Source organism: Bradyrhizobium sp. WU425 (assembly GCF_021052305.1).
GTDB classification, from domain to species: Bacteria; Pseudomonadota; Alphaproteobacteria; order Rhizobiales; family Xanthobacteraceae; genus Bradyrhizobium; species Bradyrhizobium canariense_D.
The window spans coordinates 2560434-2577373 of the sequence record NZ_CP088089.1 but is presented as its reverse complement, the minus strand read 5'-3'; the positions used below and the strand labels follow the sequence as shown (position 1 = coordinate 2577373).

The following is a 16940-nucleotide window of genomic DNA, read 5'->3' as shown; positions in this document are numbered from 1 at the left end:
CGGTGAATGACGCGAGTATTGATCACTGGAGGTGCGGGATTCATCGGATCGCATGCAGCGGACGCGCTGCTCGCGGCCGGCTACGAAGTCCGCCTGCTCGACAATCTCTCGCCGCAGGTCCACGGAGGCAACCGCCAGCGTCCCGCCTATCTTGCCAAAGACGCGGAGCTCGTCGTCGGTGACGTCACCGACGCTCTCGCGGTCGATCATGCGTTGCGCGGCACCGACATGGTCCTGCATCTCGCATCAGCGGTCGGCGTCGGCCAGAGCATGTATGACATCGAACCCTACGTCAGAACCAACGAGCTCGGTACCGCCGTGCTGTTGCAAGCACTATCCAAGCGCCCGGTCGCGCGGCTCGTGGTGGCCTCGTCCATGAGTATTTACGGCGAGGGCCTTTACCGGAGCGCCGATCAGAGCGTGGTCGCCTGCGAGGAGCGGGCGGTCGAGCAGCTTCGCCGCGGCGATTGGGAGCTGCGCGATGCCGCTGGCAACCCGCTCGATCCCGTCCCTACGCCGGAGACAAAGCAGCCTTCGCTGAGCTCGATCTATGCGCTCAACAAATATGCGCAGGAGCGCATGTGCCTGATCACAGGCAAGGCGTATGGCATTCCGACGGTGGCGCTACGCTTCTTCAATGCGTTCGGGCCACGTCAGGCCCTGTCCAATCCGTATACCGGCGTACTGGCCATCTTCGCCGCCCGGCTGCTCAACGGCCGTCCTCCCCTCGTGTTCGAGGATGGCCGGCAGCGCCGCGACTTCGTCCATGTCCATGACGTCGCCCGCGCCTGCCGGATGGCGCTGGAGGCGGAGCATGCGCAGGACGTCTTCAACGTCGGCTCTGGTCAGAGTCGCACCATTTTGTCGGTCGCGGAGGATCTGGCCGAAGTCATGGGGCGCCGCGACATTGCGCCCGAGCTGACGCGGAAATATCGCGCCGGGGACATCCGGCACTGCTTCGCCGACATGGGAAAATCCCGCGACGTGCTCGGCTTCGAGCCTCGCGTCGCATTCAGGGACGGGCTCGAAGAGCTGGCGGAATATCTCGCCGACCAGATCGCCGACGATCAGGCGGAGCGAGCCACCAAGGAGCTGCAGCAACGAGGATTGGTCGCGTGATGAGTGAACGAGACAACAGACCCGTCCTGATCACCGGCGGCTGCGGGTTTATCGGCTGCAACCTCGCCGACCGCCTCGCGGAGCGCGGCGAGCCGGTGCTGATCCTGGATAACCTCGCCCGCACCGGCGTGCGGGAGAATGCGCAGTGGCTGAAGTCCCGGCATGGCGACCGGGTCACAATCACCGTGGCCGACATTCGCGAGCCGATCCCGGTGATCGACGCCGTACGCGAAGCCCGCGCCGTGCTGCACTTGGCCGCCCAGGTCGCCGTCACCGACAGCGTGAGCGATCCGGCCGCCGATTTCGAGATCAATGCGCGTGGCACATTGAACGTGCTCGAAGCCGTGCGCCTCCACAACAACGCCGCACCGATCGTGTTCGCCTCGACCAACAAGGTCTACGGACGCCTGATCGATGATGGCGACATCGCGCTCACCGGCCGCCGCTACACGCCGAAAAGCGACCTGCTGGCGGCCGGCATCTCGGAAAATGCGCCGCTCGACTTTTACAGCCCCTATGGATGCTCCAAGGGAACGGCGGATCAATACGTCCACGACTATGCGCGGGTCTACGGCCTCCAGACCGTGGTAATGCGCATGAGCTGCATCTACGGGCCCCGTCAATTCGGCACCGAGGATCAGGGTTGGATCGCGCATTTCCTGCTCAGCGCTATCCGCAGCAAAGAGCTGACGATCTATGGCGACGGCCATCAGGTCCGCGATGCGCTTCACGTCTCCGACGCGGCCGCGGCCTGGCTCGCCGTGCTCGATGGCATCGCGCTCGCCCGTGGGCGCGTATTCAATCTCGGCGGTGGTCCGGCCAACGCGATCAGTCTGCTGGAATTGATCGACCGCATCACCGATCTGACCGGCCGCAAGGTGGCCTATCGCTTTGCCGATTGGAGGCCCGGCGATCAGCCCTGGTACGTGACCGACACGCGCGCGCTCTCCAGCGCGCTCGGCTGGGCACCTCAGATTTCATTCGCAGACGGACTCCGATCCCTTCACACCTGGCTGGCCGGCCGGTTCGGATCGTCACAAGACAACCGCGAGGCGCTCGCATGACGCGTGTTGCCCTCATCAACCCAAACTGGGACTTTGGCGGCAGCATCTATTTCGGCTGCCGATCGCCTCACCTTCCGCTCGAACTCGGGATCTCCGAGCACTACCTGAAGGCGGCCGGGCACAAGACGCTGCTGCTCGACGCCCACATGTTTGACCTTTCTCTCACCGAGATCGAAGCCGAGCTGCGCGCGTTCGGCCCCGACCAGATCGTCATCACGACAGCGCCGACCTATCTGTTCTGGCGCTGCGCCCCTCCCGAGCTCCGCGTTCCGCAGGAGCTTGCGATGGCGGTGCGCGACTTGGCTCCGATCCTCATCGCGGTGGGTCCCCATGGCTCGACCGTGCCAAGGGCGGCGCTTCGAAAGCTCGGCACCGACATCGTCGTGATGGGCGAGTGCGAGGCGTCCTTGCTGCGTCTAGCCAATGGCGAACGGGACTTTCCGGGCTTGTGCTTTGCCGATGGCGCATCGCTCCGCGTCAATGGCGGCCCGCAGGCCGTCGCGTTCAAGGATCAGCCGCCGCTCGACTGGCCGGAGGAGATGATCCGGCGACACCACCATCACCATCACCGCTTCGAAGCCGAGCCGCAGGCGCCAGGCGCCGAGGTCGAATCATCCAGGGGATGTCCGTACAACTGCACGTTCTGCGCCAAGGAGAACTTTCGCAACGCCTACCGCAAGCGGCCCCCCCTTATCGTTCTCGAAGAGATCGACGGTCTGCGCCGTCAAGGCATCGAATATGTCTATTTCATCGACGAGATTTTCCTTCCGAACGCGGAGCTGCTGGAAGGGCTGACCACACGCGGACTGAAGTTCGGGGTGCAGACCCGCATCGACCTTTGGAAGCCGGACATGCTGGCTCTGCTCGGCCGCGCCGGCTGCGTCTCGATTGAAGCCGGCATCGAAAGCCTCACCGTCGAGGGTCGCGCCGCGCTCGCCAAGAACTGCAAGATGACGACCGACCAGCTTGCCGAACGGCTGGTCGAAGCGCGCCGTCACGTTCCTTTCGTCCAGGCCAATTTGATCGAAGTCCCCGAGGACGATGACCCCATCGTGCAGCGCTGGCGTCGCACCATGCAGGATGCCGGCATCTGGGCCAACGATCCGGTCCCGCTGTATCCCTATCCCGGGTCGCCGGATTATCGAAAGCTGTGGGGCGAGCCCGACGATTTCGCCTGGGAGCGCGCACACCGGCACTATCTCGCGATGTTCGACCAGTTCAGCGACGTGCAGAACGATCGCCCGGTCCCGCTCGAGGCTCTCGAACTGCAGGTGGCATCATGAGCCGCAGCTCGCAGCTCAGAATCCTGATGACGACCGATACTGTCGGAGGCGTCTGGACCTACTCGTCTTCTCTAGCTTCGTCCCTTGCTTCGAAGGGCGCCGACGTTACCCTGGTGACGATGGGCCCGCGCGCGCAGGCCGGCCAGCTAGAGATGCTGCGTGGTTCGCGGGTCCGCCTGATCGAAACGGACCTTGCACTCGAATGGCAGGATCCGGAAGGCCAAGATCTGGTCCAGGCCAGGCGCGTCCTTGCGAAGCTCGAGGCCGGAATCGTGCCTGACGTCGTTCACCTCAATAGTTTTCGCGAGGCGGCCTTCGCCTGGCGCGCTCCTGTGATGGTCGTCGCGCATTCCTGCGTCAACTCCTGGGGGCACGCCTGCCACGATACGAGCTGGCTCCGCGAACCGAAATGGCGCAGCTACACCGAACGGGTAACGGCCGCACTCGACACGGCACAGGCCTGGGTTTGTCCCAGCCAGTCCTTCCACGATGACATTGCGGAAATTTATCGGCCTCGCTCGCGCGGCATCGTGATCTGGAATGGAATTGGCCCTCAGGGCTTTGCGGGACGGAAGCAAGACGTGATCTTTGCGGCGGGCCGGCTCTGGGACCGCGCCAAGAACATCGAGGTCCTGGCGGCCGCGGCGCCTGGGCTGGACTGGCCCGTTCAGGTCGCGGGCCCGGCGGATGAGTGCCCTTCGGCTTCCATCACCTGGCTCGGGCATTTGCCTCACGAAGTCATGCGCGCGCATTTGCGGCAGGCCGGCATCTTCGCCAGCCCCGCGCTCTATGAGCCGTTCGGCCTCTCCGTTCTGGAAGCCGCGGCGGCGGGATGCGCTCTCGTCCTGTCCAACATTCCGACTTTCAGGGAATTGTGGAGCGGGGCCGCGCTCTTCGTCGATCCCACCGACAGCAAGGCGCTGCATCGAGCGCTCGCAGGTCTGTGCACCGACGATCGCGAGCGGGTGAGGCTGCAACGTGCCGCCTTTGAGCATTCCCTGACCTACTCGCTGACCCGAACCACGAGCGCCTATCTCAGCCTCTACGAGGAGCTGCTTGCCGTCCATCACGCGCCTGCCCCCATGGAGGTACGCGCATGAAATGCGTTCTATTCTATCACGCGTTCACCTCCTGCTGGAACAACGGCAATGCCCATTTCCTGCGCGGTTATGCCCGCGAACTTCACGCGCTCGGTCATGAGGTCGTCGTGTTCGAGCCGATCGACGGCTGGAGCCGATTGAATGCGATCCGCGAGGGTGGCAGTCAGACGATGGAGGATATTCCAACGCTGTTTCCCGGCATCGGCATCCGCCGCTACGACGCCTCCCTTGATCTCGATGAGGCATTGCACGGCGCCGATCTCGTCATCGTCCACGAATGGAATTCGCCTGATCTGATCGCAGACATCGGATCGAGACGGGCTCACGGCGCGCCCTTCACGTTGCTGTTCCACGACACCCATCATCGCGCCGTCAGCGCACCGGACGAACTCGCGCAGTTCGACCTCGACGGCTTCGACGGTGTGCTCGCCTTCGGCGAGGTCCTTCGCCAAATATATCTGAAGCTCGGCTGGGCGGACCGAGCCTTCACCTGGCACGAGGCGGCCGACATCGCCCTGTATCATCCGCTGCCGCATATCGAGCGCACCGACGATGTCGTCTGGATCGGCAATTGGGGCGACGGCGAACGCAGCGCCGAGCTCAACGAATTTCTGGTCGAACCCGTGGCCGAGCTGAAGCTGCGCGCGGGCGTCTATGGCGTCCGCTATTCGGACGCAGCCCTCGCGACCATTCAGGCGGGGGGCATTCGGTATGGCGGCTGGCTGCCCGCACACTGGGCTCCCATCGCTTTCGCCGGCGCACGCGCGACTGTCCACGTCCCCCGCGGTCCCTATGTCCGCTTGCTACCGGGCATTCCGACCATTCGCATCTTCGAGGCGATGGCGTGCGGCATTCCAATGGTCTCGGCCCCCTGGTCGGACGCGGAAGGCCTGTTCCCGGAAGGTGCCTATCTCAGCGCCTCCGACGGCACCGCAATGAAGCGGGCGCTTCGTGCGCTCCTCGATGACCGGGAATTATGGTCAGCCACGGTGGAGACTGGACTCCGAGCGATCAAGGAGCGTCACACCTGCCGTCACCGGGCGGAGCAGCTTGTCGGCATCGTGCAGGACCTCAGGGCTTCAAGCCACGCGACACAGCCCCTGCGATACATCGGAGCCTCCGCATGAAGATCTGCTTCTTCGGATCCAGCCTCGTCTCATCCTACTGGAACGGTGCCGCCACCTATTACCGCGGCATGCTGAAGGAGATTGCGGCCCTCGGCCACGACGTCACATTCTTCGAGCCCGATGCCTTCGAGCGCCAGGCCCATCGCGACATCGACGATCCCGACTGGGCGAAGGTGGTGGTCTACGCCGCGACGCCCGAGGGCTGGCGTAGCTCGCTTGAGGAAGCCGCCCGCTCGACCGACATGCTGGTCAAAGCCAGCGGCGTCGGCGTCTTCGATCGGGAGCTGGAGAACGCGGTCGCCGACATTCCGTCGAATGCAATGCGCATCTACTGGGACGTCGATGCCCCCGCGACGCTGGAGTCCGTGGCGGACAATCCAGACCATCATCTGCGCCATGCGATCCGATCCTACGACATGGTTTTGACCTATGGCGGCGGCGATGCTGTCGTATCCGCTTATCGCGGCATCGGCGCGCGAGACTGCGTGCCGATCTACAATGCGCTCGACCCCGCCACGCACTTTCCGGCGCCGCCCAATCCACACTTCACGTGCGATCTGAGCTTGCTGGCAAACCGCCTCCCGGACCGCGAGCAGCGCGTCGAGCGGTTCTTTCTCGACGTCGCGCGCCAATTGCCCGACAAAACGTTCGTGCTCGGTGGATCGGGGTGGGACTCCAAAGACACGCCATCCAATCTGCATAAGGTCGGGCATGTCGGGACCGGCGACCACAACGCGTTCTTCGGCTCCGGTCTGGCTACGCTGAACGTCAATCGCGACAGCATGGCGCGCTACGGCTTCTCGCCGCCAACGCGCGTGTTCGAGGCCATCGGTGCCGGAGCCTGCCTGATCACCGACCAGTGGGACGGCATTGATCATTTTCTCGAGCCAGATCGCGAGGTGCTGGTGGCCGCGAGCGGGGCGGAGGTCGCAGAGCATCTTGCCGCACTGCGCCCCGAGCGGGCTCAGGCGATCGCAGCGCGCGCTCGTGCGCGCATTCTGAGCCATCACACCTACCGGCAGCGCGCCCGCCAGTTCAACGATCTCTTTGCCGCAAGCAGTTCGCGAATCGAGGCAGCAGAATGAACCTCACCATCGTCGTCGTCGGTCTTTCGGTTACTTCGTCCTGGGGCAACGGTCATGCCACGACCTATCGCGCCCTGATCGAAGCCCTGGCACGACGAGGTCACCACGTCACGTTTCTGGAACGCGACGTCCCCTGGTATCGCGAGCATCGTGATCTTGCCAAGCCTTCCGGTTGGACTGTCGAGCTTTACCAATCCTTGAAGGACATCCCGCAGCGTTTCGGAAAGATGATCCGGGATGCCGATCTGGTGGTCATCGGCTCCTACGTGCCCGACGGCATCGCGATCTCCGAATGGATCACGACCCACGCCCGGGGGATTACTGCCTTCTACGACATTGACACGCCTGTCACGCTTGCGAAGCTCGAGCAGGGCCTGAACTATCTGTCCGCGGCGATGATCCCGCGCTTCGACCTTTACCTGTCCTTTGCCGGCGGCCCGGTGCCCGGCATGATCGAGGAGAACTATGGCAGTCCGCTGGCTCGGGTGCTGTATTGCAGTGCCGACACCGACATCTACGCGCCGCAACGCGCGGAGAAGAAATGGGCACTTGGCTATCTCGGAACCTACAGCGAGGACCGGCAGCCGGTTCTGGAGCAGCTGCTGCTCGCCCCTGCTCGCACTCTCTCACGCGAGCAATTCGTCGTCGCCGGCGCGCAATATCCCGATGAGGTGGTCTGGCCCGCCAATGTCGCCCGGATCGAGCACCTCACGCCCAAACATCATCCGGGATTTTACGCAGAGCAACGCTTTACGCTAAACGCCACCCGCGCCGACATGCGCGCGCTCGGCTTCTCGCCTAGCGTTCGGTTGTTCGAAGCGGCCGCGTGCGGCACGCCCGTCATCTCGGACCGGTGGCCTGGAATCGAGACCGTCTTCGAGCCTTCCCGGGAAATCCTGCTCGCATCGAGCCCCCGCGACGTCGTGGAGATCCTGCGCGACATGCCCGAGGAGCAAAGGCGCACGATCGCGGAAAACGCACGGCGCCGCGTTCTGGCTGACCACACCTCCGACCACCGCGCCCGGCAAGTCGAGACCTACTACGCCGAGGCGTCGGTCCGCCGCCGCCGGAAAGCCCCGCAACTTCCCGCCTCGCGTCCCATGCAGGTCGCTCAAATCTGAAAGGCAGCACATGACAGTTCAGACCCGCATCAACGCGTCCCGCCGCTCTCCCACCGTTCTGGTGGCCGGCGGCGCCGGCTTCATCGGATCCCACCTCTGCGATGCGCTTTTGCAGCGCGGTCATACCGTGATCTGCCTCGACAACCTGTTTACGGGAAGGATCGACAACATCCGCCCGCTGCTCAATCATCCGAATTTTCGCTTCATCGAACACGACGTGCGCGATCCCATCGAGATCGAGGGCGACATCGACCGGATCTACAGCCTTGCCTGCCCAGCCTCACCCAGGCATTACCAGAAGGATCCAGTCGGCACGATGAAGACCTGCGTGCTCGGCACCATCAACATGCTGGAGCTCGCGCAACGGAAAGGCGCCCGGGTGCTGCAGGCATCGACCAGCGAGGTCTACGGCGATCCCGAAGTGCATCCCCAGCCGGAAACCTATCTCGGCAACGTCAATCCGATCGGGCCCCGGGCCTGCTACGACGAGGGCAAGCGGGCCGCGGAAACGCTGATGTTCGATTACCATCGCATGTACGGCGTCGAAATCAAGGTCGCGCGCATCTTCAACACCTACGGACCCCGTATGCTGGAGAATGACGGACGCGTGGTCTCCAACTTCATCGTGCAGGCGCTTCGCGGAGAGCCGATCACGATCTATGGAGGTGGTACGCAGACCAGGAGCTTCTGCTTCGTCGACGATCTCGTGCGCGGCCTCCAGCTGCTCATGGAGAGTCCATCCTCGATTACTGGTCCGTGCAATCTGGGCAATCCCCACGAGGTCACCATCGAGGCTATTGCGCGGGACGTGCTGGCGTATACGGAGTCAATCTCGCCGCTCCGATTCGAGGAGTTGCCGAAGGACGATCCAAAGCGCCGCAAACCGGTGATCGACACAGCCGTTCGAGCGCTGGGATGGCGCCCGCGCGTGGCGCTCAAAGACGGTCTCAAGGCGACGATCGCCTATTTCGCCATGCGCATGGCCGGGGAAGCGCCGGCACTTGTTCCGGCCATTGCACCGCGCAGGAGCGGACGTACCGGGGCACGCGGACAGCTAACGATCGCCGATGGGCAGTAAACGGCAGAACGAGCCGAGGAACGCGCGGAACCCGCGCGAACTCTCAAGCCCGTGTAGCAGCCGCGCCACGGGCCCGCTTGCAGAAGTTCTCGAGATGGTACTGGTATTCGGAGATCGCGCGATTGGCCATCCGGATCCGGTTTTCCTGGCCTTCCTCGACCATCATGGTGATGCGCTGGGCCAGAAACACGCACGCCTCGAACTCATCGTGGATCGCCCCGCTGCGGGCCAGAAAGTCCCACGCGATCTCATAGGCCTGTTCGGCAGCGGGACTACGGTAGTCGCTGAAAATGATGTGCGCCATTACAGCCAAACGTGGATAAGAGGGTTCCGGTCCTGCGAGCCGATATGAGACCGCAGGCGGACTCGGCGGCCGAAGCCGCCGGTCTCGCCGTGGTGGGTGTGGAGTGCGATCAGGCCGCCTGGCGCTGATGCGCCAGATATTCCATTGTCACCTTCTCGACGTTCGAGTCGATCCAGGCGGCCATGCGCTGCTCCTCCTTCAGCGACGTCTCAAGAGGCTCCTTGGCGTCCGCGAACCCAGCGGCGCCGCAGAGGGCGAGCAAAGACTTGTATGCAGCAATCTCGAAATTCTCGAAGGCATTGTTGGCGAATGTGTTCTTGAGAATCTCGTCGCCGGCGACAGAGTGTGCCATGGCTTGCATGTTCGCCATCATGGATTGCGTCGTATCCTTGAGGCCGGAGGTGCTCTCCCCGCAGGCTTCCAGGCATCTCTCCAGCCGCTTCAGTTGCTCGTTAGTCTCCTGAAGGTGCGCGGCGACCTTGGCCTTGACCTCGGGATATTCGTCCAATCGTTCCGACTGACGTTCCATCAACTCTCGCGCCTGCACTTCCATCGCATGCGCATTGCGTAATCCAACCACGAATGTATCGCGGGCTGCGTTCGTCATTTCATGTTCCTCCATTTCACCGGCCTTGTCGCCGCCAACCGCAGTTTCGGTGGATCGTTCCTAGAGTGATCCGTGACGCCGACGCTGGGTTCCGGCCGCCGGACCCGAGGCTAACCTGCGATAACAGAACACAAATCCTCTACCGCCGCAGGAACGCTGCATACAGCCGACGGGTTTCCGGAGCGTGGTCGCATCGGCAAACGGCCGCAGCGCTCAGGAACAAAAATGACAAACAGCTCTCCGCAAATTAGCAACCCAAGCCCTCCGCTTGGCCGGCCTGCACTTGGCCGTCCGGGCGAGAGACGGCCCGACAACACTTCCGATCCGTTCTTCTTGACGATCCGCGACGATCTTGCGGACAAGGGCTTCTTCACGGCGAGCGCGGAGGAGCTGATCACCTGGGCGCGAACCGCGTCGCTGATGTGGATGACGTTCGGGCTCGCCTGCTGCGCGGTCGAAATGATGCAGATGTCGATGCCGCGCTACGACGCCGAACGCTTCGGCTTCGCGCCGCGCGCATCGCCGCGCCAGTCGGATGTGATCATCGTCGCGGGCACGCTCACCAACAAGATGGCGCCGGCGTTTCGCAAGATCTACGACCAGATGCCCGAGCCACGCTACGTCATCTCGATGGGGTCGTGCGCTAATGGCGGTGGTTACTACCACTATTCGTATTCGGTCGTGCGCGGCTGCGATCGTGTCGTGCCGGTCGACATCTACGTGCCCGGCTGCCCGCCGACCGCGGAGGCGCTGCTGTACGGCGTGATGCTGCTTCAGAGGAAGATCCGGCGGATCGGCACAATCGAGCGCTAGTGAGCTGACCAACTCGGACTTGAATGGACATGACGCAGATCCCGCTTCCCTCTTCCGCCGACGCGGAGCACGCGCAATCCGACCTCGACCGCAATGACAACACGCGGCAGATCGTCGCTGACGTCGCCTATCGTCAGCTCGCGATCGTCAACGTGATTTTCGTTGGCCTCGAAAACGCCGGCGACGGCAATTGGGTGCTGGTGGACGCCGGCATTCCCGGATCGGCTGGCGCCATCCGCTCCGCCGCGAAAGCCCGGTTTGGAGGAAACGGCCGGCCTTCCTGCATTGTCATGACGCATGGGCACTTCGATCACGTCGGCGTGCTCGAAACGCTAGGGAATGAATGGCACGTGCCGGTTTATGCCCATGCGGCCGAGCATCCCTATCTGGACGGAAGCCAATCCTATCCGTCGGCCGATCCCAGCGTCGGTGGCGGGCTGCTCGCTCGGCTCTCTCCGCTCTTCCCGACAAAGCCGGTGGATGTCGCATCGCGCCTTTATGATCTTCCCTGTGATCACAGCGTGCCCTTCATGCCGGAATGGCAGTGGATCCATACCCCCGGCCATACCCCAGGGCATATCTCGCTCTGGCGCGAACGCGACCGCGTGCTGATTGCCGGCGATGCCTTCATCACGACGCGGCAGGAATCCGTCTACGCCGCAGTGACGCAAACGCCGGAGATGCACGGGCCCCCGATGTATTTCACCCCCGATTGGGGAAGCGCCAAGACATCGGTGCGCGCACTTGCCGCACTCGCTCCGGAGATCGTCGTCACGGGGCACGGCGCGGCCATGCGGGGGCCGCAGATGCGCGCGGCTCTCGATGCTCTCGCCCAACGGTTCGACGAAGTTGCCGTGCCTTCGCAATATCGACGCGGAGTCGTCGACGACAGAGCTTGATCACGCTGCACGGCTAGGAACGGTGGATGCTTCACATGATTGATCCGACATCGAAACCTCAAGGAGAAGACAGATGCGTAAGACAATCCTGACGATCTTTACGGCAGCAATGCTTGCAGGCGCTTCAGTCGGCGCAGCGTTCGCGCAAGGTGCTGGCGGTGGCGCCGGTGGTGGCGCAGGCGGCGCCGGTGGTGGGGCCGGAGGCGGTGCTGGCGGCGGCGCGGGCGCTGGTGCCGGGGCTGGCGGCGCAGGCGCAGGCGGTGCTGGAGCTGGAGATGGCGGCTCAGGCGGAACCGGCGGCGGCGGCGGCATCACCCATGTCGAGCGGGGCGGACAAGGTGCTTCCAGTCCTTCCGGCATGCGCAACGAAACGACCCCACCGTCCAACGGCGCCACGCCGCGTCGCTAGCGGTTCGCGGTTAGCAATCCTCCAAAGCGCGCCCTTGCTGTTGCGCGCATGAGAGCGGCCTCGGTGAGATCCTCTCCTCGCCGGGGCCGCATCGCGTTCAGGTCGCAATTAGAGGAGTCGGTAAACGTTGCACTTGGAACGCCGCTTCACGAGGCACGTTCAATGTTGAAATGGAGATTTCCATGAAGCATCGATTGCTCCTGGCCGCCGCCTCTCTCGCGCTCGTGACGGGCCTCGGCTCCCCAACGGCGTCCGTCGCACAAGACCGCTACTGCCTTCAGGGCCGCGTCTGGGGCTATCCGGGCAACTGCTAGTTCGCCAGTTACGCTCAGTGCATGGCGACTGCATCGGGAACGCACGCCTATTGCGGCGTCAATCCTCGCTATGCCTATGCACGGCGATATAGGGGATATCGGTGACCGGCCCAGGTGCAGACTGGTCATCGATCCTCCTTCTGACCGATCCCGCCGCTGAGCCGAGCGGCCCCGCGGCAGCAGAGCAAACGCTCAAGGCGCGCCAGGGACCGCTTTAGCTCTCTCGCTCGATACGCCGGCGGATGTCCAGCAAAAACTGGCTGACACCATCATCTGGGCTGACGCCGTCAGGCGACGCTATGGTGGTGATGCCCCAGTTCGCCAATACAGCCTCCTGCACCGGATTGCGCTGCGTGACGAACGCGAAGGACCTCGGTCGGTCCTGGCGGTGCCCGGACTCATCCCAACTCTGCCAAATCCGATGCAGCAGGAGCCGAATGTTGGGATCGGACATGCTGTATCCGATGAAAAGCAGCGTGCTGCCCAAGGCATCGGCGCGAAACCGGATATCGAGTGGCGAGTCGAACGCGAGCCGGTTGAGGAAGTCGGTCTCGGTCAAGACGAGCGAGGCATCGTCGTCGAAGTCGCCATGAAATTTGATGATGTGCGTGACGCCGGAACGGGCGCTTGCAATGTCCTTTGCGTTGCTGATCTTGGCATAGGGCTTTTCCAGGACCTCGAAGGCCGTCTCGAGGTTGCGGTCGTAGTTCGTGGTGTAAATGGTCGGAAAATCGAGCTCCACGATCAGCCGGTGGAGCCGTGAGGCCGCGATCCTGTCCGGGTCGACGCGCCAGTTGCGGTCGAGCCAGCTGCGGAGCGGGCCGATTCCGCCGCGCTTCAGCCGGTAGTACTCCGCCAGCATCTGATAGCCGCCGTGCATCCCAGCGATCACGTCGCGCTCAAGTCCAAGGTCATCCAGCAGATGGTCGATCAGAGATTGCCAGGACGGCAGGCCGACAGCCATCGAGACGCCGGCGCCGACGAACAGGATCGCGCAGCGTCGCTTGATCGCCGCGGCCAAGACCTCATGAGGCGGTCGCTCCTCGAATGCGAGTCCGGTCGGTTGCTGGTTCATCTACCTTGAATAACTGGACGAGACGCGGGTTCCTGGAGCCATGCCATCGCTCAGCGGTGAGGGGGCGGTCTTCTCCGTCTGCGCCGCGAAGCGGGCGATTAGACGACGAAGCTGCGCCTTGTGCACCAGACGGCCCGCCGTCTTCGGCGAGACCCAGATTGCTTCACGCTCTCCCTTTTCCGGCCACCAGCGCTCCTGCCCGTGGACCCTCATGGGAAAGACGGCAACGTTCATGGTCCGCTTGCGATCACCCTTCCGCTTGCGATGCTTGAAGGAGCCCAGCGCGCGCTTTGCGGTGACGCCGACGAGACCGGCCTCCTCGTACGCCTCGAGCGCAGCCGTACGGTGCGGCTCCGTCTTGCGCATCGGCGATCCCTTCGGGACACTCCACCTGCGCTTGCGCCTAGTCGTGATCAGCATCACGCGCAATTCGGAATTGTTCAGCATGAACGGCAACGCGGCGAATTGTTTCTTGCCCATCAGGCGCCTCCAGTTTGGTCGATAAGCCTACCCCGCAGCCATCGTTCCTTTATGCGCGAGTGTCCGTCCCCGATCAGAACTTCCGTTCGACCATCTTGAGGCGCAATCCGGAGATGGCTTCGCCCGGATTCAAGCCCTTGGGACACGCCTTCGCGCAGTTGAGGATGGTGTGACAGCGATAAATCCTGAAGGGGTCTTCGAGCTTGTCGAGGCGCTCGCCCGTCGCCTCGTCGCGACTGTCATTGACCCAGCGGGCCGCCTGGATCAGGGCCGCTGGGCCGAGGAAACGCTCGGAATTCCACCAGTAGCTTGGACAAGATGTCGAGCAGCAGGCGCAGAGGATGCACTCGTAGAGCCCGTCGAGCCTGGCCCGATCCTCATGGCTCTGTCGCCATTCCTTCGGTGGTGTGGGTGACACGGTTTGCAGCCAAGGTTCGATCAATGCGAGCTGTGCGTAGAAATTCGTCAGGTCGGGAACGAGGTCCTTGACCACTGGCTGATGCGGCAAGGGCAGCACGCGCAGCGGCTCGCCGTTCGGAACGTCCTCGCTCATGGACTTGGTGCAGGCGAGCGTGTTCTGGCCGGCGACATTCATCGAGCAGGAGCCGCACACGCCTTCGCGGCAGGACCGCCTGAATGTCAGCGTGGAGTCGATGTTGTTCTTGATCCAGATCAGACCATCCAGAACCATGGGCCCGCAATCGCTCATATCGACGAAGTAGGTGTCGAGCCGGGGATTGCGTCCGTCGTCGGGATTCCAGCGATAGACCTGGAATTCGCGCAACGATTTGCTGTCCGGCTTGGGCCAGATCCTTCCCTTTTCGACGCGGGAGTGTTTCGGAAGCCTGAACTCGACCATGTTACCTCCGGGAAGACATGAGGCGTGGTAACCGCGCATCAGCCGGGATTGAAGCAGCGTAGTTGCAGAAGATCATCCAGCGACACACCCAACAGCACGATGCGAAAGGCCGGTGCTGTAGCGAGCATCAGCAGCAATATAAAAATGGCATAGACCAGAGCTGGCGGGGTCTCTCTAGCGAGGCTGTAGACTGCTTTCCGCATGGACCCTCCCTTGCGTGCCGGCGCGTGTCATGGCGGCGCCTATGACCAACATGGCCGCACCCCATAGCAGGAAGCCGATGTCCCAGAAGATGCGCTGCTCGTGAGGCACGGTCTCATTCACCTGGTGCAGCTTGAAGACCTCATGGTCAACCACGCCTTCAACCAGATTGAAGATGCCCCAACCGAGCAACACCGCGCCGAGACACTGGCCGCGCGACCAGTGGATGTCAGACCCGCGCGCCCGTTGCCACAGCACATACAGGCCGAGGAGCACAACAACATAGGCCGCGCTGTGGAAGATGCCGTCCCAGGTCGTGTTGAGCTTGACGTTGTCGATGGAGTTGAGCGGATACCAGCCGCTTAACATATGATGCCATTGCAGCAGCTGATGAAACACGATGCCGTCAAAAAACCCGCCCAGACCAAGCCCGAGAAGGACGCCCGCGGAAATCGGAAAGCTGCGTGAATTTCTGTGTTGCATGATTTTGCTCGTGCGCCGGTCGGCATCTGGATGATGGACAAACCGTCCTCAGTGCTGCCGTTCCTATGATCATGACGCACTTCCCGTGCCAATAACCTGCGTTAACCTGCGGGCTCGTGCCAGGATGCCGACATCAGGTGGAGCATCGCCCGGCTGCTTACGGCGGCGATAGGAACGTTCGAAACGGTCGCAGCGTCTTGTGAATCCAACATTGGAGATTCCACGTCGTATTTGCGATCAGATGGCACCCCGGCGAACAGCAGGTCGCATAGATGTCGCCGCCGATCATTCAGCGTCACCTGGCGATCCTGAGCAATCTCAGGGAAGTCGGCTAGAGCTTCACCAAGCGACAAAGGGGCGACGGTGGCCGTGTGTGTCCGCCCACGTCAAAGTCTTCGATGATTCCAATCGCGAGGAGCCAATATGGCGTATGCCCTGTTCAAGGACGGCGAAAAACTGAGCCGGACGTTTTCAACCAAAGAGGAAACCCTGAAAAAGGCCGAAGACGCCGGTCTGGTCGAAAGCGGCGGGGGTCAGCCCAGGCTCGAGGATGACCTGAAGATCAAGCCCTGCTCGCCCGACCCCGAACCTCGAAGCGAGGACGACCTCGATTGGACGCCGGAAAACCCGGCGTCCGGATCGCCGATCTAACAGCCTTTGCAGATGCTCTTGATCTTTCGATCGACGTGGGAATCCTGAGAGTTCTCCGAGCGTATTTCGGCGTCGCCCGGCATCGACGGACCGGGTGTCGCAGTTCCGTCAATCCGTCCGCTGCTGGTCCCCCCTGCGGGATTGCCGGCCCGCCCGACGGTGGTCGATCCTCGCGGCCCGCCACCGCTCGATTGGGCCGTTCCAGCGGTGTTCGTGCCGGTAGCCGTCGTGCCACGCGAAGCCGCGGCCGCGTCGCCTGGATTGCCCAGGCTGGGCGATGCACCGCCCGTCTGGTTTGTAGCTCCTGCAGACCCAAGGCCTGCCGACCCAGGGCTTGTGGCACCGCCGGTGCCGCCGCTCGTGCTGCTCGCGCTTGCTCCGCCCGATCCTCCCGAACCGCCGCCACTCTGCGCCGAGGCGGCCCCTATCGACGCGGTCGCCAGGAACGCGATCAGCAGCAAGCTCGAAGTTGTCTTAGCCATTGCTCAGCTCCTCTCACGATCGTCGTGCGTGTGATGTTGATCGCGCTCACCACCGCCTCCCGAGACGTGTGATTTGCGGTCGTTGGTAGCCGTTCCGGGCGCAGGGCGCTCATGCTCGCGACCTTCCTTTTCGGGGTGCTTGCGATCCTGCCGCGAGGAGCCCGGACCACCGAAGCGTTCACTGTCTGAGTTCTTGTGTGGCATTCATCGGTCCTGCTGGTAGCCTTGGTTTGTCGTGTTCTGCTTGATGTTGCCGTGACGACCCTGGGTGTCGAAGTTCTCGCGGCCGGGGACTCTTTCATCCGTCTCGATCCTGGGATCAGATCCGGGTCCCTTGTCGCTGCGCTGCTCTGGCGGTATGGGGGGCATTTTGGACATTGCATGCT

At 63.1% G+C, this 16940-nt stretch carries 20 protein-coding genes and 1 pseudogene; 13 read left to right on the top strand and 8 right to left on the bottom strand.

The features are described from left to right. The first annotated feature begins 6 nt into the window (after positions 1-6). The 8 genes from BcanWU425_RS12250 to BcanWU425_RS12215 are packed head-to-tail and all read left to right on the top strand — an operon-like array spanning position 7 to position 8977. Complete coding sequence (locus BcanWU425_RS12250; protein ID WP_026234015.1) at positions 7-1119, top strand: NAD-dependent epimerase/dehydratase family protein; 1113 nt, start codon at positions 7-9, stop codon at positions 1117-1119. Then, a complete protein-coding gene (locus BcanWU425_RS12245) occupies positions 1119-2183 on the top strand; it encodes a GDP-mannose 4,6-dehydratase (RefSeq protein ID WP_231190495.1) in 1065 nt (354 codons plus the stop codon). Before BcanWU425_RS12250 ends, BcanWU425_RS12245 begins: the two co-directional genes overlap by 1 nt. Then, on the top strand, positions 2180-3466 hold the full coding sequence (locus tag BcanWU425_RS12240; protein WP_018460373.1) for a TIGR04295 family B12-binding domain-containing radical SAM protein: 1287 nt from the start codon (positions 2180-2182) through the stop codon (positions 3464-3466). The genes BcanWU425_RS12245 and BcanWU425_RS12240 overlap by 4 nt, the downstream gene beginning before the upstream one ends. Continuing rightward, positions 3463-4566, top strand: coding sequence for a glycosyltransferase family 4 protein (locus BcanWU425_RS12235; RefSeq protein ID WP_018460374.1), 1104 nt, complete (start codon positions 3463-3465; stop codon positions 4564-4566). Before BcanWU425_RS12240 ends, BcanWU425_RS12235 begins: the two co-directional genes overlap by 4 nt. Then, complete coding sequence (locus BcanWU425_RS12230; protein ID WP_018460375.1) at positions 4563-5693, top strand: CgeB family protein; 1131 nt, start codon at positions 4563-4565, stop codon at positions 5691-5693. The genes BcanWU425_RS12235 and BcanWU425_RS12230 overlap by 4 nt, the downstream gene beginning before the upstream one ends. Then, a complete protein-coding gene (locus BcanWU425_RS12225; protein ID WP_204511967.1) occupies positions 5690-6778 on the top strand; it encodes a CgeB family protein in 1089 nt (362 codons plus the stop codon). The genes BcanWU425_RS12230 and BcanWU425_RS12225 overlap by 4 nt, the downstream gene beginning before the upstream one ends. Then, on the top strand, positions 6775-7899 hold the full coding sequence (locus BcanWU425_RS12220; RefSeq protein ID WP_018460377.1) for a CgeB family protein: 1125 nt from the start codon (positions 6775-6777) through the stop codon (positions 7897-7899). Before BcanWU425_RS12225 ends, BcanWU425_RS12220 begins: the two co-directional genes overlap by 4 nt. A 10-nt stretch (positions 7900-7909) precedes the next feature. Then, a complete protein-coding gene (locus tag BcanWU425_RS12215; RefSeq protein ID WP_018460378.1) occupies positions 7910-8977 on the top strand; it encodes a UDP-glucuronic acid decarboxylase family protein in 1068 nt (355 codons plus the stop codon). 43 nt (positions 8978-9020) lie between these two features. Here BcanWU425_RS12215 and BcanWU425_RS12210 read toward each other — a convergent pair whose 3' ends face one another. Together BcanWU425_RS12210 and BcanWU425_RS12205 are read right to left on the bottom strand one after the other, a co-directional pair. Beyond that, positions 9021-9281, bottom strand: coding sequence for a hypothetical protein (locus BcanWU425_RS12210; RefSeq protein ID WP_018460379.1), 261 nt, complete (start codon positions 9279-9281; stop codon positions 9021-9023). Between the two features lie 109 nt (positions 9282-9390). Continuing rightward, the gene (locus BcanWU425_RS12205; protein ID WP_085348968.1) at positions 9391-9888 is read right to left on the bottom strand and encodes a ferritin-like domain-containing protein; all 498 of its coding nucleotides are present in this window, start codon (positions 9886-9888) and stop codon (positions 9391-9393) included. A gap of 225 nt (positions 9889-10113) precedes the next feature. Between BcanWU425_RS12205 and BcanWU425_RS12200 the strand changes: the two genes are divergently transcribed. The 4 genes and pseudogenes from BcanWU425_RS12200 to BcanWU425_RS12185 all read left to right on the top strand — a co-directional run bounded on the left by BcanWU425_RS12200 (position 10114) and on the right by BcanWU425_RS12185 (position 12428). Beyond that, complete coding sequence (locus tag BcanWU425_RS12200; protein WP_231190493.1) at positions 10114-10701, top strand: NuoB/complex I 20 kDa subunit family protein; 588 nt, start codon at positions 10114-10116, stop codon at positions 10699-10701. 29 nt (positions 10702-10730) lie between these two features. Further along, positions 10731-11600: an MBL fold metallo-hydrolase gene (locus BcanWU425_RS12195; RefSeq protein ID WP_231190490.1), complete on the top strand. Its 870-nt coding sequence runs from the start codon at positions 10731-10733 to the stop codon at positions 11598-11600. Between the two features lie 73 nt (positions 11601-11673). Beyond that, positions 11674-12009, top strand: a complete 336-nt coding sequence (locus BcanWU425_RS12190) for a hypothetical protein (RefSeq protein WP_143273835.1) — start codon at positions 11674-11676, stop codon at positions 12007-12009. Between the two features lie 182 nt (positions 12010-12191). Further along, positions 12192-12428, top strand: a pseudogene (locus BcanWU425_RS12185) (DUF3551 domain-containing protein). 109 nt (positions 12429-12537) lie between these two features. On the opposite strand, the gene BcanWU425_RS12180 reads toward BcanWU425_RS12185, so the two are convergent. The 5 genes from BcanWU425_RS12180 to BcanWU425_RS12160 form a co-directional block, all read right to left on the bottom strand. Then, the gene (locus tag BcanWU425_RS12180; RefSeq protein WP_018460384.1) at positions 12538-13398 is read right to left on the bottom strand and encodes an SIR2 family NAD-dependent protein deacylase; all 861 of its coding nucleotides are present in this window, start codon (positions 13396-13398) and stop codon (positions 12538-12540) included. Continuing rightward, positions 13399-13878 carry an NUDIX hydrolase gene (locus tag BcanWU425_RS12175; RefSeq protein ID WP_018460385.1) on the bottom strand — a complete coding sequence of 160 codons (480 nt, stop codon included), beginning with the start codon at positions 13876-13878 and terminating at the stop codon, positions 13399-13401. A gap of 73 nt (positions 13879-13951) precedes the next feature. Further along, positions 13952-14737 carry a succinate dehydrogenase iron-sulfur subunit gene (locus BcanWU425_RS12170; RefSeq protein ID WP_085348963.1) on the bottom strand — a complete coding sequence of 262 codons (786 nt, stop codon included), beginning with the start codon at positions 14735-14737 and terminating at the stop codon, positions 13952-13954. A gap of 38 nt (positions 14738-14775) precedes the next feature. After that, positions 14776-14940, bottom strand: a complete 165-nt coding sequence (locus BcanWU425_RS12165; RefSeq protein ID WP_204511968.1) for a hypothetical protein — start codon at positions 14938-14940, stop codon at positions 14776-14778. Continuing rightward, entirely contained in the window at positions 14912-15421 is a 510-nt protein-coding gene (locus BcanWU425_RS12160) for a DUF2243 domain-containing protein (protein ID WP_204511969.1), read from the bottom strand. Before BcanWU425_RS12160 ends, BcanWU425_RS12165 begins: the two co-directional genes overlap by 29 nt. 423 nt (positions 15422-15844) lie before the next feature. Here BcanWU425_RS12160 and BcanWU425_RS12155 point away from each other — a divergent pair, with 423 nt between their 5' ends. Then, positions 15845-16072: a hypothetical protein gene (locus tag BcanWU425_RS12155; RefSeq protein WP_204511970.1), complete on the top strand. Its 228-nt coding sequence runs from the start codon at positions 15845-15847 to the stop codon at positions 16070-16072. 686 nt (positions 16073-16758) lie between these two features. On the opposite strand, the gene BcanWU425_RS12145 is transcribed toward BcanWU425_RS12155, so the two are convergent. Beyond that, positions 16759-16932 carry a hypothetical protein gene (locus BcanWU425_RS12145; RefSeq protein ID WP_204511971.1) on the bottom strand — a complete coding sequence of 58 codons (174 nt, stop codon included), beginning with the start codon at positions 16930-16932 and terminating at the stop codon, positions 16759-16761. Positions 16933-16940 lie beyond the last annotated feature (8 nt).

Excerpts from the sequence above, each read along its gene's own strand:
- BcanWU425_RS12250 (WP_026234015.1), top strand. The coding sequence starts at position 7 with ATGACGCGAGTATTGATCACTGGAGGTGCGGGATTCATCGGATCGCAT.
- BcanWU425_RS12245 (WP_231190495.1), top strand. The coding sequence starts at position 1,119 with ATGAGTGAACGAGACAACAGACCCGTCCTGATCACCGGCGGCTGCGGG.
- BcanWU425_RS12240 (WP_018460373.1), top strand. The coding sequence starts at position 2,180 with ATGACGCGTGTTGCCCTCATCAACCCAAACTGGGACTTTGGCGGCAGC.
- BcanWU425_RS12235 (WP_018460374.1), top strand. The coding sequence starts at position 3,463 with ATGAGCCGCAGCTCGCAGCTCAGAATCCTGATGACGACCGATACTGTC.
- BcanWU425_RS12230 (WP_018460375.1), top strand. The coding sequence starts at position 4,563 with ATGAAATGCGTTCTATTCTATCACGCGTTCACCTCCTGCTGGAACAAC.
- BcanWU425_RS12225 (WP_204511967.1), top strand. The coding sequence starts at position 5,690 with ATGAAGATCTGCTTCTTCGGATCCAGCCTCGTCTCATCCTACTGGAAC.
- BcanWU425_RS12220 (WP_018460377.1), top strand. The coding sequence starts at position 6,775 with ATGAACCTCACCATCGTCGTCGTCGGTCTTTCGGTTACTTCGTCCTGG.
- BcanWU425_RS12215 (WP_018460378.1), top strand. The coding sequence starts at position 7,910 with ATGACAGTTCAGACCCGCATCAACGCGTCCCGCCGCTCTCCCACCGTT.
- BcanWU425_RS12210 (WP_018460379.1), bottom strand. The coding sequence starts at position 9,281 with ATGGCGCACATCATTTTCAGCGACTACCGTAGTCCCGCTGCCGAACAG.
- BcanWU425_RS12205 (WP_085348968.1), bottom strand. The coding sequence starts at position 9,888 with ATGACGAACGCAGCCCGCGATACATTCGTGGTTGGATTACGCAATGCG.
- BcanWU425_RS12200 (WP_231190493.1), top strand. The coding sequence starts at position 10,114 with ATGACAAACAGCTCTCCGCAAATTAGCAACCCAAGCCCTCCGCTTGGC.
- BcanWU425_RS12195 (WP_231190490.1), top strand. The coding sequence starts at position 10,731 with ATGACGCAGATCCCGCTTCCCTCTTCCGCCGACGCGGAGCACGCGCAA.
- BcanWU425_RS12190 (WP_143273835.1), top strand. The coding sequence starts at position 11,674 with ATGCGTAAGACAATCCTGACGATCTTTACGGCAGCAATGCTTGCAGGC.
- BcanWU425_RS12180 (WP_018460384.1), bottom strand. The coding sequence starts at position 13,398 with ATGAACCAGCAACCGACCGGACTCGCATTCGAGGAGCGACCGCCTCAT.
- BcanWU425_RS12175 (WP_018460385.1), bottom strand. The coding sequence starts at position 13,878 with ATGGGCAAGAAACAATTCGCCGCGTTGCCGTTCATGCTGAACAATTCC.
- BcanWU425_RS12170 (WP_085348963.1), bottom strand. The coding sequence starts at position 14,737 with ATGGTCGAGTTCAGGCTTCCGAAACACTCCCGCGTCGAAAAGGGAAGG.
- BcanWU425_RS12165 (WP_204511968.1), bottom strand. The coding sequence starts at position 14,940 with ATGCGGAAAGCAGTCTACAGCCTCGCTAGAGAGACCCCGCCAGCTCTG.
- BcanWU425_RS12160 (WP_204511969.1), bottom strand. The coding sequence starts at position 15,421 with ATGCAACACAGAAATTCACGCAGCTTTCCGATTTCCGCGGGCGTCCTT.
- BcanWU425_RS12155 (WP_204511970.1), top strand. The coding sequence starts at position 15,845 with ATGGCGTATGCCCTGTTCAAGGACGGCGAAAAACTGAGCCGGACGTTT.
- BcanWU425_RS12145 (WP_204511971.1), bottom strand. The coding sequence starts at position 16,932 with ATGTCCAAAATGCCCCCCATACCGCCAGAGCAGCGCAGCGACAAGGGA.